General features: G+C 65.9%; 15 protein-coding genes. 10 read left to right on the forward strand and 5 right to left on the reverse strand.

What is annotated here, in order from left to right; genetic code table 11:
* Positions 1–181: 181 nt before the first annotated feature.
* From ACR9Y6_RS07835 to ACR9Y6_RS07865, 7 genes are all read left to right on the forward strand, one after another.
* The gene (locus ACR9Y6_RS07835; protein WP_306847627.1) at positions 182–364 is read left to right on the forward strand and encodes a hypothetical protein; all 183 of its coding nucleotides are present in this window, start codon (positions 182–184) and stop codon (positions 362–364) included.
* Positions 365–397: 33 nt separating this feature from the next.
* Entirely contained in the window at positions 398–733 is a 336-nt protein-coding gene (locus ACR9Y6_RS07840) for a protein-tyrosine phosphatase family protein (RefSeq protein ID WP_429197323.1), read from the forward strand.
* 5 nt (positions 734–738) lie between these two features.
* Positions 739–1,113 (forward strand): GntR family transcriptional regulator, encoded by a 375-nt coding sequence (locus tag ACR9Y6_RS07845; RefSeq protein ID WP_029213371.1) that lies wholly within the window; start codon positions 739–741, stop codon positions 1,111–1,113.
* Positions 1,110–1,967, forward strand: a complete 858-nt coding sequence (locus tag ACR9Y6_RS07850; RefSeq protein WP_481280794.1) for an ABC transporter ATP-binding protein — start codon at positions 1,110–1,112, stop codon at positions 1,965–1,967. Before ACR9Y6_RS07845 ends, ACR9Y6_RS07850 begins: the two co-directional genes overlap by 4 nt.
* Entirely contained in the window at positions 1,964–2,932 is a 969-nt protein-coding gene (locus tag ACR9Y6_RS07855; protein WP_481280795.1) for a hypothetical protein, read from the forward strand. The genes ACR9Y6_RS07850 and ACR9Y6_RS07855 overlap by 4 nt, the downstream gene beginning before the upstream one ends.
* Before the next feature lie 63 nt (positions 2,933–2,995).
* On the forward strand, positions 2,996–4,204 hold the full coding sequence (locus ACR9Y6_RS07860; protein WP_481280796.1) for a serine hydrolase domain-containing protein: 1,209 nt from the start codon (positions 2,996–2,998) through the stop codon (positions 4,202–4,204).
* Between the two features lie 65 nt (positions 4,205–4,269).
* On the forward strand, positions 4,270–6,459 hold the full coding sequence (locus ACR9Y6_RS07865; protein WP_481280797.1) for a pilin: 2,190 nt from the start codon (positions 4,270–4,272) through the stop codon (positions 6,457–6,459).
* A 48-nt stretch (positions 6,460–6,507) separates the two neighbouring features.
* Here the strand turns inward: ACR9Y6_RS07865 and ACR9Y6_RS07870 are convergent, their stop codons facing one another.
* Positions 6,508–7,080, reverse strand: a complete 573-nt coding sequence (locus ACR9Y6_RS07870) for a hypothetical protein (protein WP_481280798.1) — start codon at positions 7,078–7,080, stop codon at positions 6,508–6,510.
* A 250-nt stretch (positions 7,081–7,330) separates the two neighbouring features.
* Here ACR9Y6_RS07870 and typA point away from each other — a divergent pair, with 250 nt between their 5' ends.
* Positions 7,331–9,178 (forward strand): translational GTPase TypA, encoded by a 1,848-nt coding sequence (gene typA, locus ACR9Y6_RS07875; RefSeq protein ID WP_481280799.1) that lies wholly within the window; start codon positions 7,331–7,333, stop codon positions 9,176–9,178.
* 205 nt (positions 9,179–9,383) lie between these two features.
* Here typA and ACR9Y6_RS07880 read toward each other — a convergent pair whose 3' ends face one another.
* Both ACR9Y6_RS07880 and ACR9Y6_RS07885 read right to left on the reverse strand, forming a co-directional pair.
* Positions 9,384–9,938 (reverse strand): DUF1003 domain-containing protein, encoded by a 555-nt coding sequence (locus ACR9Y6_RS07880; protein ID WP_481280800.1) that lies wholly within the window; start codon positions 9,936–9,938, stop codon positions 9,384–9,386.
* A gap of 92 nt (positions 9,939–10,030) precedes the next feature.
* Entirely contained in the window at positions 10,031–11,149 is a 1,119-nt protein-coding gene (locus ACR9Y6_RS07885; protein WP_481280801.1) for a mechanosensitive ion channel family protein, read from the reverse strand.
* Between the two features lie 71 nt (positions 11,150–11,220).
* Here ACR9Y6_RS07885 and ACR9Y6_RS07890 point away from each other — a divergent pair, with 71 nt between their 5' ends.
* Positions 11,221–11,754 (forward strand): mismatch-specific DNA-glycosylase, encoded by a 534-nt coding sequence (locus tag ACR9Y6_RS07890; RefSeq protein WP_481280802.1) that lies wholly within the window; start codon positions 11,221–11,223, stop codon positions 11,752–11,754.
* On the opposite strand, the gene ACR9Y6_RS07895 is transcribed toward ACR9Y6_RS07890, so the two are convergent.
* Positions 11,730–12,950 (reverse strand): c-type cytochrome, encoded by a 1,221-nt coding sequence (locus ACR9Y6_RS07895; RefSeq protein ID WP_481280803.1) that lies wholly within the window; start codon positions 12,948–12,950, stop codon positions 11,730–11,732. The two genes, ACR9Y6_RS07890 and ACR9Y6_RS07895, sit on opposite strands and share 25 nt — an antisense overlap.
* Positions 12,951–12,954: 4 nt before the next feature.
* Complete coding sequence (locus tag ACR9Y6_RS07900) at positions 12,955–13,659, reverse strand: c-type cytochrome (protein ID WP_481280804.1); 705 nt, start codon at positions 13,657–13,659, stop codon at positions 12,955–12,957.
* A gap of 133 nt (positions 13,660–13,792) precedes the next feature.
* On the opposite strand from ACR9Y6_RS07900, the gene ACR9Y6_RS07905 reads away from it, so the two are divergent.
* Positions 13,793–15,376, forward strand: a complete 1,584-nt coding sequence (locus ACR9Y6_RS07905; protein ID WP_481280805.1) for an amidase — start codon at positions 13,793–13,795, stop codon at positions 15,374–15,376.
* Positions 15,377–15,496 lie beyond the last annotated feature (120 nt).

Raw genomic sequence — 15,496 nt, forward strand, 5'->3', positions numbered from 1 at the left:
AAACCTTTCCCGCCAAACCCGCATCAGAACGGGTGCCACAGACGCACCCCACCAGCACAGCGCTTCACGGCATAGGCCATAAGTCATAGGGGATTTAACGAAATTCCCGTTGACGACCGAAAATCTGGTGTTATAGTTCACTACAACACCGGTCACCCAGACCACTACTGGAGAGAGCACCATGAAAAGCCCCAACTACATCGCCCTGGCCGCCTCGTTCGCCATCGCCACCGCCGCCCTGGCCGTCTTCAGCAGCACCTCGACCACCGCCGCCCCGCTGACCGAGATCAACGGCGCCAAGGTCACCGACCTCGCCCCCATCGTCGTCTACGCCGACGCCGGCGCGAACGTCGCCTCCCTCTAACCGAGTCCAGCAACAAGTCATCGGAGTCGTCCCATGAAAGCGCCGAACCTCATCGCCTTGACCGCTTCCATCCTGATTGCCGGCACCAGCGTGTTCGCCATGCGCTCCTTCGATGACCGCGCCGCCGCGATGCTCGCCGCGCCGCACTTCGTCAACGGCATCCATGTCGTCGACCTGCCCTCTCTCGAAGTGCGGCCCACCGACGCCGATGTGCGCGAGGCCATGCTCCTGGGCGAGGCCACACTCGATTCGGCCGCGGCCGCACTCAAGCGCAGCGCCGAAGACCGTGCCGCCGCGCTCATCGGTGCGCAGCTGGCCATGCCCTACTATTCGTTCGGCAACGCACTGCGCCACACGGCGAAGGAATGACATACATGTCCATCACCTGGAACGACAGCGTCCCGATCTACCGCCAGCTCCGCGAACGCGTGGTGGCGATGATCCTGGACGGCGCCTTGAACGAAGGCGATCCGCTGCCGTCGGTACGCCAGGTCGCGGGGGATTTTCAGATCAATCCGCTGACCGTATCCAAGGCGTACCAGGAGCTGGTCGACGAACAACTGGTTGAGAAACGGAGGGGTCTTGGCATGTTCGTGATCGATGGGGCGCGCGACGCGCTGCTCAAGAGTGAAAGGGAGCGCTTCCTGCGCGAGGAATGGCCGGCCTTGTTCGCCCGCCTGCAGCGCATGGGCCTCGATCTCAAAACCCTGATGCGTGAAGCCAATGGCTCCACGGAGGACCCGTCATGACCGCGGTCGTTACCGCCACTGGCCTGACCAAGCGCTACAAGTCGTCGCTGGCCCTGGACGGCGCCACGTTCCAGATCGGTTCGGGCCGCATCGTCGGCCTGATCGGACCGAACGGCGCCGGCAAGACCACGGCGTTGAAGGCCATCCTGGGCTTGACCACGTTCGACGGCCAGCTCAACGTCCTCGGCCTCGACCCGCGCAAGGACCGCGACAAGCTGATGGAGCAGGTCTGCTTCATCGCCGATGTGGCCGTGCTGCCGCGCTGGCTGAAGGTGCGCGATGCGGTCGATTTCGTCGCAAACACCCATCCGCGCTTCGACCGCGCCAAGTGCGATGCCTTCCTGGCCCGCACGAAGCTGCAGCCGGGACAGAAGGTGAAGCAGCTTTCCAAGGGCATGATCGTGCAGTTGCACCTCGCCCTGGTGATGTCGATCGATGCGAGGCTGCTGGTACTGGACGAACCGACGCTGGGCCTGGACATCCTCTACCGCAAGCAGTTCTACCAGTCCTTGCTCGAAGACTATTTCGACGAGGAGAAGACCATCCTGGTCACGACGCACCAGGTGGAGGAGATCGAACACATCCTCACCGACCTCATGTTCATCCGCGACGGCAAGATCGTGCTCGACACCGACATGGACAGCCTGGGCGACCGTTTCGCCGAAGTGCTGGTCGGCGCCGAGTTCGCCGCGGCGGCACGCCAACTGAAGCCGCTGGACGAACGCCAGGTTTTCGGCAAGAGCATTTTCCTCTTCGACAACGTCAGCCGCCCGCAGCTGGAACAGCTGGGCGAGGTACGGCGGCCGTCGATCGGCGACCTCTTCGTCGCCACCATGAAGGGCACCTACGCATGAAAACCTTCTACTGGCTGGTCAAGCGCGAGTTCTGGGAACACAAGGGCGGCTTCTTCTGGGCCCCCGTGGTCACCGGCATCGTGTTCCTGGTACTCAACACCATGGGCATCATCCTCGGCGAGGTGTTCGGCCGCCGGTCCAACTGGGGCGGTTTCAAGTACAACGGCGACCTGCACTTCCAGGGCAGCAACATCTCCCCGGAAGACCTGCACAACGCGGGCGCCGGCATCGACGTCATGCTCTACGCCATCGCCGGCATCGTCCTGGCCGTCACCGCGATCGTCGTGTTCTTCTACTGCCTCGGTGCGCTCTACGATGACCGCCGCGACCGCAGCGTGCTGTTCTGGAAATCCCTGCCGCTGTCCGATACCTCGACGGTTTTGTCCAAGGTCGTCAGCGCCATCCTGCTCGCTCCCGCGATCGCGGTGGTGGTCGGCGTGGTCGTCGGGCTGGCCCTGGCCGTCCTGGTGGCCATCGTGGCGACGATGCACGGTATCGGGGTGTGGAGCCTGCTGATGGAAGCGCATCCGTTCCGGGTCGTGCTCAACCTGGTGCTGCTGATCCCGCTGTACGCCGTCTGGGCGCTGCCCACGATCGGCTGGCTCCTGCTCTGCTCGTCCTGGGCGCGCGGCAAGCCCTTCCTCTGGGCGATCGCCCTGCCCGTCGGCGCCGGTGTCATCGTCTCCTGGTTCGGCCTCATGGGTATCGCGGGACTGTCGAGCGGCTGGTTCTGGAAGAACGTGGTCGGCCGCATGCTGGGTAGCCTGATCCCGGGTGGCTGGATCGGTAACGCTTCTCCGCTGGTGGTGCCGAGCCACGACGATCCCGCCGCGGTGCTGGAGGCCCTGGACCTGTCCTACCACTACAGCGCGCTGGCCAGCCCGTCCCTCTGGATCGGTGCCGCGGCAGGCGTGGCGATGATCGCCGGTGCCGTCTGGTTCCGCCGCTGGCGCGACGACAGCTGATGGCATGACAATCGCGACGGCTCCTCCGGGAGCCGTCTTCTTATTGAACGGGGAGAAGTCGCCATGTTTCGTACCGGTCTTCTGTTTTCCTGTCTGTTGCTCGCCCTGCCAGCCGCGGCCGCCGACAAGCCGCTTCGCGGCACGGCACTCGACCAACGCATCGCTTTCCTCATGAAGGAGGCGAAGGTACCGGGATTGGCGGTAGCCATCGTCGAGGATGGCAAGGTCGTCTCCGTGAAGGCCTACGGCCGGCGCGATGTCGAGCAGGGACTCCCGCTGACCACCGACACCGTCATGTACGCCGCGTCGCTCACCAAGGCGGCGTTCGCCTACGCGACCATGTCGCTGGTCGACGCGGGCACGCTGAAACTGGACGCCAGCATCGCCGACGACCTGCCCAAGCCCCTCCCGGACTATCCGAAGTACGCCGATCTGGCCGGCGACGAGCGGTGGCGCCGGCTCACGCCATCCATCCTGCTCAGCCATCGCACGGGCTTTCCCAACTTCCGCTTCTGGCAGCCCGGCAAGGACTACGACCCCAACGGGAAGCTTTCCTTCTATTTCGATCCGGGCACCCGCTTCGGCTACTCGGGCGAAGGCATCAACCTGATGCAGTTCGTGCTGGAGAACGGCAAGTCGATCGACGTCGACACCCTCATGAAGAACCGCCTCTTCGAGCGCTACGGAATGACCCGCACCAGCATGACCTGGCGCGACGACTTCGCGGGAAACTTCGCCATCGGATACGACGAAGAGGGCAAGCCGCTCGGGCACAAGAAGCGTGAATCGGTCCGCGCCGCCGGTTCGATGGATACGACGATCACCGACTACGCACGCCTGCTTGCGGCCATGTCGCGCGGCGACGGCCTGAAGGCAGCCACGTACCGCACCTGGTTGAAGCCCGTGGTGCGCATCCGCTCCGTGCGGCAATTCCCTACCATCGGACTGGCGGACAGCCACGACAACGATTCGATTTCGCTGGGTTACGCCATCGGCGTGGGGACGTTCGAGTCACCGCGTGGCCCGGCGTTCTTCAAGGAAGGCCACGACGACGGCACCAACAACCTGTTCGTCTGCCTGGAACGGTCGAAGACCTGCGTGCTCTTGATGAGCAACAGCTCGCGCGGTGAATCGATCTTCGCTTACCTGCTGGACGACGTCCTGGGAAAGACCTGCTTTCCCTGGTACTGGAACAGCTATATCCCCTACGACCGGCCGGAGCTCCGCGCGGAACCGGTCGTGCCGGATCGGCATCCTGCATGCGCGATATGAGACGGAGGCGCTGCTATCCTCTTCGCCGCCCGGCAGGAGCCGGATGACACCAAGGGGATAGAGCAATGATTGCCCGTCGTACCGTCCTGCTGTCCGCCGCCATCGTCGCGGCGCTCGGCCTCGCCGCCTGCCACAAGAAAGACGAAACACCCGCCGCGGACCCGAAAGCCGTCGCCGCCGCCCAGGCGGCCATCGCCTCGCCAGCCTGGCTGCGCCAGCACCTGCCCGCGCAGACCGTGGCCTACCTGCGCATTCCGTCGCCCTGGGCGGCGATCGGAGGCGTACCCAACGGACGCCCCCTCGATGCGGCTCTCTCGTCCAAGGCCCACCTCGACACCGTCGCGCGCATTCGCGAAGGCATGGCCAAGGACAAGGTGCTCGCGGATCTCAAGCTCGCGCCCGTCGTGAACCTCCTGCTGGGCGACCTGCGCTCGCCGGTGGAAGCCGCATTGATCGATCCCGTCGGCATCCCGGCGCCCACCTCCCGCGTGGTCCTCACCGCCTTGCTCGATGTCCCTTCGATCGAGGCGTTCAACGCACGCGCCGCTTCGCTGGACACGACCTCGCCGCTACTCGCCGCGCCGCTGGACGCGCAAGGCAACGGTCAGCTCACCGGCGGGGGAGCCATCCGCTACGTCGTCGCCGAACGCCGCCTTTGGGTGACCCAGTCGGCGCAGGAACCGAGCGACAAGACAAAACTCGACGAAGTGATCGCCACCATCGGCAAGTCCACGCCGGCCACGGCACCCGCCACCCTGGGCACGCTGGAACAGCGTATCGATACCTCCGGCGAAGGCCTGTTCGGCTGGGTCAGCGTGCGCGGTGTCGGCGGTGTCGCCGCGGCGCAGGCCGGCGATTCCCCGTTTGGCAAACTGCCTGCCGACTTCGCCTCGAAGGCGGACGCCATCGCATTCGGCGGTGGCACGGTCGACGGACGCGCCCAGTTCCGGGTCATCGCGCATGCGCCGCAGGCCCGCCTGCTGCAGTACCTCGCACCGCACGCCTTCGCGCCCGACCTGAAAGCGGCCGGCGAGCCGCGCTGGGCGATGACGCTGTCACTGCCGGATGCCAAGGCGTACAAGACCTTCGAGGACAACCTCAACCTCGACTTCGGCCAGGACGCCGCAAAGAACTATCGCGCCGGCGTGGCGAAGATCAAGGACCGCTACGGTGCCGAGCCCGCCGACTGGTTCCGCTGGTTCGGACCGGAATTCCTCGTGTTCTCCGACGACGCGGGCCTGTTCTTCGCCATGCGCACACCCGACCGCAAGGACTGGTACGCACGGATCGACGCCCTGGCGGGCAAGGGATGGAAGACCGGCGTATCGACGGTCGACGGCACCGAGGTGCACTGGCTGTACATGCCGGGTCCGGGCACCGAGGACATGCCAGCCGATGCCGATCCCTCGTTGAAGCCGCTGCTGGCCCTCACCGGCCGCCTCGGTGGCCGCTCGTACTGGGTCGAGGACGGCGACTGGATCGTCATGGCGAAGGTGCCGCAGGCACTGGCCGACCGTGCCGCGGCAAAACCGGAGACCTCACTCGAGGACTGGTTCAAGGCGCGCGCCTATCCCGGCGACCGGACCCTCATCGGCTATACCGCCACCAGCCGCGATGCCCAACGCGAAGCCTATTACAGCTACCTGGAGATCCTGCAGTTCCTCGGTGCCGCCTCGGGGGCGGACGTGGATATCAGCCGCCTGCCTTCCGCGCATACCCTGAACCTCCCGGAGAAGGGCGTGATCGGCGCGGCGGTGGAGGTCGATCCGGAAACGCTCGCGATCTCGTTCACCTACGAGCAGAGCCCGGTCGAGCTGGTCGGTTCGGTGGGCGGCATGGGTATCGTGGCCGGCACGGCCATCATGGCGGCCATCGCCGTGCCGCAGTACCAGAACTACACGCTGCGCAGCCAGGTCAGCGGGGCGCTCGCCGCCGCGGATACCGTGAAAGTCGCGGTGGCGGAGCACCGGCAGAGCACGGGCAAGTTCCCGGCCAGCAACAAGGCCGCCGGCCTCGGTGCGCCGGAAAGCCTGGGCAACGATTACGCGGGGTCGGTCGAAGTGGGTCCCGGTGGCGAGATCGTCGTCACCATGGACGCCACGCCGCCGCACAAGACCGACGCGCGGCTGGATTCCGCCACGCTGGTGCTCACTCCGAGGGTCGAGGGGCATACGGTCTCGTGGGGCTGCTCCGGCGAGGGAGTGGACGCGAAATACCTGCCGGCGAGCTGCCGGGACGAGCCACTGCTGCCCTGACGGCATGGGCGGCCGCTTCGCGGCGGCCGCCCGATTCGCTAGCTGGACTTAGTGCTTGACGGGCTGCCCCGTGAGGATGTTATCGACGTATACGTGACCGCCAGCATGGATGACGGCATATCCGGCCGGCGTGCTGCCGCTATACGTCACGCGCTCGGCGAAGATCCGGCCGGCGGCGAACGTGGTGGACTGCAAGCTCCTGCCGTCGGCGGCAAAGATCTCGACCGTGGTGTCCTTGGACGGGGGAAACGGCGAGCCGCAAAGGCCGATCCCGAGGTCCGTGGGCGCTTCCTTGAAATTGATCACGATGTCGTAAGGCTCCGCCTTCTCGACCGGGCCGAGGGCGTAACCATCGGCCACCAGTTGCGGGCAGTCGTTGGGCGAATTGCCATTTTGCACGCCGGAGGCGGCCCCACCCGCGTAACGGACCGTGATCGACGGCAGATCGAGCCCTGCGGCGGGCATTTCACCCACGGGGACAGCCTCGAAATTCTCGACAGAAGTCGTCGAAACGCCGCCCTTGATGGTCAGCGCCGATCCAAACGGGCCGTTACCGGCGGATGCCGAGGTGGTGACGAGGGCGAGGACGCAGCCAGCGGCGATATGACGAACGGAAATCATGGAACCTCACTTTATTTAATTATATGAACGCCCCCGGATGGGCCACGCCATGCTGGCGATCTGTCCGCGAATCTCATATAGAAGAATTCTGAAAATGTAGGCCAATCTCGGAGCGGGCCGTAGGGGATTGCCCTGAATGGCCCCGCCCGGGGGCCGTATCCGCCGGTCATGCGGACGCCACGCTTTTCCTTTATAATCGGCGGCTTCCCAAACCAAAGAGGCGATCCGGCCCATTGCCGGCGCATAACGCATGTCGATCGAAAACCTGCGCAATATCGCCATCGTCGCTCACGTCGACCATGGCAAGACCACCCTCGTCGATCAGCTTCTGAAGCAGTCGGGCACGCTCAACGAGCGCACCGTGCTGGCCGAGCGCGTCATGGATTCGAACGACCAGGAAAAGGAACGTGGCATCACGATCCTCGCCAAGAACACCGCGATCACCTGGGAAGACAAGAAGAAAGGCGTCAAGAACCGCATCAACATCGTCGACACCCCGGGACACGCCGACTTCGGTGGCGAGGTCGAGCGCGTGCTGTCGATGGTCGACACGGTGTTGATCCTCGTCGACGCGATGGACGGCCCGATGCCGCAGACCCGTTTCGTCACGCAGAAGGCCTTCGCGATGGGCTTCCGCCCGATCGTCGTCGTCAACAAGGTCGACCGCCCGGGCGCTCGTCCGGAATGGGTGGTCGAACAGGTTTGGGACCTCTTCGAAAAGCTCGGTGCCAACGACGAGCAGATGGAATTCCCCATCGTCTACGCGTCGGCGCTGAACGGTTACGCCTCGCTCGACGAGAACGCCCGCGAAGGCGACATGACCCCGCTGTACGAAGCGATCATGCAGCATGCGCCGAAGCCGGACGTCGATCCGGACGGCCCGTTCCAGATGCGCATCAGCCAGCTGGACTACAACAACTTCGTCGGCGTCATCGGCATCGGCCGCATCCAGCGCGGCACCCTGCGCAAGGGCATGCCGGTCGCCGTGATCGACCGCCATGGCAAGAAGCGCCAGGGCAAGATCGTGCAGGTGCTCGGCTTCCTCGGTCTCGAGCGCATCGAACAGGATTCCGCCGAGGCGGGTGACATCGTCGCCATCTCGGGTATTCCCGACCTGACCATTTCCGATACGGTCACCTCGCCCGACGTGCCGGAAGCGCTGCCGGCGCTGAGCGTCGACGAACCGATGATCAGCATGACCTTCCAGGTCAACAATTCGCCCTTCGTCGGCCACAAGGATCTCTCCGGCGGCAAGTTCCTGACCAGCCGCCAGCTGCGCGAGCGCCTCGACCGCGAGAAGGTGCACAACGTCGCCCTCCGCGTGGAAGACGGTTCCGATGCCGACAAGTTCCTGGTCTCGGGCCGCGGCGAACTGCATCTCTCCGTGCTCATCGAAAACATGCGCCGCGAGGGCTACGAGCTCGCCGTGTCGCGTCCGGAAGTCATCATCAAGGAAATCGACGGCCAGAAGATGGAGCCGATCGAGCAGCTGGTGGTCGACATCGAGGAAGTCCACCAGGGTGGCGTCATGGAGCGCCTGGGCATCCGCAAGGGCGACCTCAAGAACATGGTGTCGGATGGCAAGGGCCGCGTGCGCCTGGAGTACCTGATCCCGGCGCGTGGCCTCATCGGCTTCCAGAACCAGTTCAAGACCCTGACCCAGGGTAGCGGCCTGCTGTTCCACGTGTTCGACCACTACGGTCCGTACACGCCGGCCCCGATCGCGAAGCGCCAGAACGGTGTCATGATCGCGAACGCCGCCGGCACCACCCCGGCCTACTCGCTCGGCCCCCTCCAGGAGCGCGGCAAGCTGTTCGCCGCCGAGGGTGATTCCGTGTACGAAGGCCAGCTGATCGGCATCCATGCGAAGGACAACGACCTCACGGTCAACGCGATCAAGCCGAAGCCGCTGACCAACATGCGCGCATCGGGCAAGGACGACGCCATCCAGCTGACCCCGGCCACGAAGTTCACGCTGGAGCAGGCGCTCGACTTCATCGACGACGACGAGCTCGTCGAGGTGACGCCGAAGGAAATCCGCATGCGCAAGAAGCACCTGACGGAAAACGACCGCAAGAAGGCATCGCGCGGCGGCTGACCGCTTGCTCCGCAGGTGTTGAAGAAAAGGCCCGGCGAATAGCCGGGCCTTTTCGTTGACGGGCCGCACTGCTGGTGGGAGCCGACCCTGTCGGCGATCCCGCGGCAGCGGGCCAGGGTGAGGCGAGCACCCATCGCCGACAGGGTCGGCTCCCACCAGGGTCGGCTCCCACCATCGCGCTTCCCGGGCGCGATGGATGCCGGCCTCACCCCTCCCCTCTGCCGACCAGCTTCAACAACAGGTCGATCTGTTCCTGCTGCTTCACCAGCATGCGTTCGAGCTCGTCGCTGCGCATCTGGTCGAGCTTGTCGTGCAGCCCCATGATCTCGATCTCGGCGCGCAGGTTCACCTTGTAATCGTTCTCCGCATCGAGCCGGTCCTTCGCCGCCTGGCGGTTCTGGCTCATCATGATGACGGGCGCCTGGATGGCCGCGAGCATCGACAACAGCAGGTTGAGGAAGATGTACGGGTAAGGATCGAAGGGTCGGTGCAGCAGGTAGGAATTCAGGGCCGTCCACAGGGCCAGCACGATCGCGAAGACGATGATGAAGGTCCACGAGCCACCGAACCTCGAGACCTTGTCCGCCAGCCGCTGGCCATAGGTCAGGTCTGAACTGAATACCTCGTTGACATCTTCGGCGACCAACTTGCGCTGGACCAGCCGATCGAGGAGCCGCTGCTCGGCGTGGCCGAGGTCCGACAAGCTCTTGGCGAACCAGCGGCGCGCCGCGTGTTCGCTGGGGTGTTCGTTCACCGACATGGGGCAGTCCTCTCAAGGGGTAAGGGGATCGATTCCGGCGTGACGCTAGCACGCCGCGAGAGGGCACCGCTTGTCGCGATATCTCGCGGGGTTCAGCGTCGCGCTGACGTCATCCGGTGCCCGAAAGGGGGTGTCCCTGCGTCGGCCATGCGGACGTCGCTCGCCACCTCGCCGCGGACACGCGGCAGGAAGTCCGGAAATTCACGCCTTACATAATCGATCAACCCTTCGCGAACCTTGCAGCGCAAGTCCCACGATTTGCCGGAGTTGGGCGAACTCACCAATGCCCGCAATTGCATCGCCTTGTCGTTGGTGTCCACCACCTGCAGCACGCAGACGCGCCCATCCCATTCGGGTGCGGCCTTGCACAGCCGCTCCAGTTCCGCACGCAGGGGATCGAGCGGCAAGCCGTAGTCGAACCAGAGCATCGCCGAGCCGAGTATCCGCGAATTGGTCCGCGTCCAGTTCTGGAACGGGTTCTCGATGAAATACTGCAACGGAACGATCATCCGCCGCTCGTCCCAGATGCTCACCACGACATAGGTACTGGTGATTTCCTCCACCCTGCCCCACTCGTTCTCGACGATCACCACGTCGTCGATACGGATCGGCTGGGTGAGTGCGATCTGGATGCCCGCGATGAGGTTGCCGAGCACCGGCTTCGCGGCGAGGCCCACCGCCAGGCCTGCGAGTCCCGCCGACGCGAGCAGGCTCGCGCCGAACTGGCGCACGGCGGGGAACGTCATCAAGGCCACGCCGATGCCCAGCACCACGATCACCACCATCGCGGTGCGGCTCAACACGCGCACCTGGGTCTGCACGCGGCGCGCCCGCAGGTTGTCCTCCAGGTCGGTCGGATGGAAGCGGGACACCACCGCGTCCAGCGCGCCGACGCAACGCACGGCGAACCACGTGCAGGCGACGATCAGGCTCAGGCCGACCATGTGCTCGAGCGCGCCGATCAGTCGTGCCGGTTCGTCCGGCGCGGCACGGAACGCCAGCAACAGCATGGCCAGCGGAACGATGGCCTCCATGGGTGCATTGGCCCGCGCGATCATGCTCGCGCCCCGCGGATGGCGCAGGGCGAAACGGCGCAGGAAGGCCAGCACCACGCGGCGGAGCAGACCCGCGACCGCTAGCGCCACCACCACGGCCAGCGCGAAACGCGTCCACGGATGCGCAAAATCGGGCATCCCGTCGGAAGGGTTCATGGGCACCTACCTTAGGACGAACGATGTCCACGTTTTGTTGTGACGCAGCAAGCACGAGGTAAAGTGGCGCCATGGTCACGCGTCCCGGCACCGCATCCTTCGTCCTTCCCGACCTGCTGCAACCGGGTCTGCGCCTGGTCATCTGCGGGACCGCCGCCGGCACGCGCTCCGCGCGCGAGCGCACCTACTACGCCCATCCCGGCAACATGTTCTGGCGCACGCTTTTCGCCGTGGGGCTGACGCCACGCCTGCTCGCGCCGCCGGAATTTCCGTTGTTGCCGGCATTCGGCATCGGCCTCACCGATCTTTCGAAATTCCACTACGGCAACGACGCCGAACTTCCGGTCGATGCCTTCGATGTCGCGGCCCTGCGCAGCAAGATCGAACACTACGCGCCGCGCGTGATCGCCTTCACCAGCAAACACGCCGGCGTGTCGGCGCTCGGCAAAGGCGCGGGGTACGGATTGCAGGCAGCGCCTTTCGCTGGCGTCCCCGCCTTCGTGCTGCCCTCGCCCTCCGGCCAGGCACGGCGTTCATGGGACATCGACGTGTGGCAGGCGCTGGCCGATTTCGTCGCTGCTCAGCCGCCCGGGACCGAACGGTAAGCGCGAATGTCGTTCGGTGACACCGACGGCGCCTTGTTCGACCAGGCCTGCCGGATGTACGTGACCACCGCGGCCGCATCGTCGTCGCTGAGCTTCTGCGAGAACGGGGGCATCGAATAAGGCCGGGGGTTCGACGCCGTGGCGGGTGCGAAGCCCCCGGACAATACGATGCGAATCGCGTTGATACCGCTGGGATCGGTCACCGACCCGTTGCCGTCGAGTGGCGGATAGGCCTCTCCCTTGCCACGGCCGTCGTCGGCATGGCATTCCGCGCACTGGTCGGTGTAGACCTTGCGGCCCTTCAATGCGAGTTCGCGCGCGTCGGCGGCCGATTCGCGCAGGCGTGGCGGGTCGCGAGGAGGCAGCGACTTCAGGTAGGTGGCCATGGCCGCGAGGTCACCGTCGCTCAAGTGCTGCGTGCTGCGCATCACCACTTCGGCCATGGGCCCGAATGCCGTGCCCTTGCGCGAACGGCCGGTCTTCAGCAAGGCGACGACGTCGGCTTCGGTCCACCCGGCGAGCCCACCGCCAGCGCCCATCGACAGGTCGGGCGCGTACCAGTTCTGCACCGGAACGATGCCACCGGCAAGGAACGGATCGTCCACCATCGCGCCGAAACTGTTGCGACGCGCATGGCACTCGTTGCAATGGCCGATGCCCTGGACGAGATAGGCGCCCCTGTTCCAAGCCGGGGACTTCGCCGGGTCCGGCTGGAACTCGCCCTCCTCGAAGTACAGCGTGCGCCAGGCGCCCATCAGCGAACGCATGTTGTAAGGCCAGCGCAACGTGTCGTCCGTGTTCGCGCGTTTTATCGCGGGCAGGGTCTTCAGGTAGGCGAAGATCGCGTCCGTGTCGGCGCGCGTGACCTTCGTATAAGAGGTGAAGGGAAACGCCGGATACAGCGACGTGCCATCGTGACCCTTGCCCGAATGCATGGCCCGGTAGAGATCGTCGGCGCTCCACGCGCCGAGCCCGGTCTCCCGGTCGGGCGTGAGGTTCGGCGCGGGGATGGCTCCGAACGGCGTCGGTACCACGCGGCCACCGGCGAAGGGTTGTCCATTGCGCGCGGTGTGGCAGGCGGCGCAATCGCCAGCCGCGGCGAGGTACCGGCCACGTTGCACGGTGTCGTCGGCGAAAGCGAAGGTGCTGGCCAGGGCCAGCGAGAGCAATACGAGGAGGCGGGATATCGCGGTCATGGGTTCAGCCTCCCAGCACGCCGCAACGCAGCGGTGGCGTCACGCTACCGGCCGGTTCCGCATGCGCGTCGACGGGCACCGGGCGCTGTGCCAGCCAGGCGGAGACCGCGCTGATGTCGGCGTCGCTCAAGCGGCTGACGATGGTCGCCATGCAATCGGGTTCGACCGTGCTGCGCGTATGGGTGCGCCACGATCCGAGTTGCGCACTGATGTAGTCGTACGGCAGGCCGACCAGCCCGGGAATGTCCGGCTGCACGCCCGTGAGGTTGGGTCCGTGGCACGCCATGCACGGGGGAATGCCACGCGCGGGGTCGCCCTTCGTGACCAGCTGTTCGCCGCGCGCCATGGCGGCCGGAGTCGTCGCCGGCACCGGGTGCCGCGCATAAGGCACCTCCTGCGCCGCGAAGTACTCGGCGATCTCCCGCATGTAGTCGTCGGTCAGCGGCGCGACCGTGTACTCCATGATGTCGTAGTGGCGCAGGCCGCGCTGGAAGTCCTGCATCTGGCGGTGCAGGTAGCCTGCGGGCTTCCCCGCCAGGCGCGGATTGAATCCATTGTCGCCGCCCTCGCCGTGTTCGCCATGGCAACTCGTGCAGGCGGCGATGCGCTGGACCAGCGTGTCGGGCACCGTCGGCGAATCGGTGGCCATCGCCGATGCGGCGCAGAGCACGGCAGCCGTGACGGCGAGCCGGCGGACGAGACAGCGCATGTGGGACTCCCTGGATAACGTGGGCCACGCGCGCCGGATAAACGGGCGGGCACGGCGTCGCTACAGTATAGCCGGGCGCCGCGCGGGTAAGATTGACGCGATCCGCCGTCCGATCCGCCAAGGGGAACGTCATATGCCGCATGTCTGGTCAAAGCCCGTCGCCCTCGCGGCCGCCGTCGTACTGATGCTTGCCAGCGGCGCCGTCGCCGCCCGCGATGCCGGCGAGGACGACGCCTTCGCCTCGATCGCCACGATTCACCAGGCGTATGCGTCCGGCGCGCTCACGCCCGAAGGTCTCACCCGGCTCTTCATCGAACGTATCGCGACGATCGACCAGGCCGGCCCCACGATCAATGCCGTGCTGGAGACCAACCCCGACGCACTCGCCATCGCGCGCAAGAGCGGCAAGTACGGTCCGCTGGCGGGTATCCCGATATTGCTGAAGGACAACATCGACACGGGCGACCGCATGATGACGACGGCGGGTTCACTGGCCCTCGTCGGCAAGCCCGCGCCACGCGACTCGGGCGTCGCCGCCCGCTTGCGCAAGGCGGGCGCCGTGATCCTGGGCAAGACCAACCTCAGCGAATGGGCGAACATGCGCTCGAACCACGCCACCAGCGGCTGGACCGGGCGTGGCGGCCTCACGGTCAATCCCTATGTGCTCGATCGCAACGCCTGCGGTTCCAGCGCCGGTTCCGGCGCCGCCGTGGCCGCGGGCCTCGCCACCGTGGCGATCGGCAGCGAAACCGACGGCTCCATCATCTGCCCCGCCGCCATGACCGGCCTGGTCGGCATCAAGCCGACGGTAGGGCTGGTCAGCCGTGCCGGCATCATTCCCATCTCGCACAGCCAGGACACGGCGGGCCCGATGGCGCGCAGCGTGGCGGACGCGGCGACCGTCCTTGGCGCCATCGCGGGCAGCGACCCTCGTGATCCGGCCACGGCCGAGGCGGACAAACACGCCACCGACTACACGAAATTCCTCGACCCGGAAGCGCTGCGCGGCAAGCGCATCGGCGTGGTACGCCAGCTGGCGGGCATCGAACCGAATGCGGACCATGCATTGGAAACCACCATCGCCCTGTTGAAGGCACAAGGCGCAACGGTGGTCGACCCGGTGGAAATTCCACACCTCAAGGAGTTGAGCGATAACGAACTGAACGTGCTGCTGTTCGAGTTCAAGCACGACATCCAGGCCTACCTCGCCACGCGTCCGGACCAGCCGATGAAGACACTGGCCGACCTCATCGCCTTCAACCAGCGCGAGGCGGCCAGGGAAATGCCGTGGTTCGGCCAGGAGCTGTTCCTTGCCGCACAGGCCAAGGGCGACCTGGACGATCCGAAGTACATCCAGATGCGCGACACCAACAAACGGTTGGCGGGCCCGGAAGGCATCGACGCGGCGCTGGCGAAAGACCACCTCGACGCCTTGCTCGCGCCGAGTTGGGGCCCCGCCTTCGTCAACGACCTGGTGCTGGGCGACCACGTCGTGAGCGGCGACCCGACCGTCGGCGGCGTGTCCGCCCCGGCCGCGATCGCCGGTTATCCCTCGATCACGCTGCCGGTGGAATTCGCGCACGAGTTACCGGTTGGCGTGGTGTTCTTCGGCGCGAAATGGAGCGAACCCACCCTGATCGCGATCGCCTATGGCGTGGAGCGGAAGGCCAACGCCTTCCGCCGCCCGAAGTTCCTGCCGACCCTGCCGACGAAATAAGAGACTCACATGTAAGCCGGTTCAGTTGTGGGAACCGAGTCAGTTGTGGGAGCCGCTTCAGCGGCGATGGGTGCTCGCCGCAACCCGCCCCGCTGCCGCGAGGATCGCCGCTGAAGCGGC

The organism is Luteibacter sp. TLI7-4A (assembly GCF_056754745.1).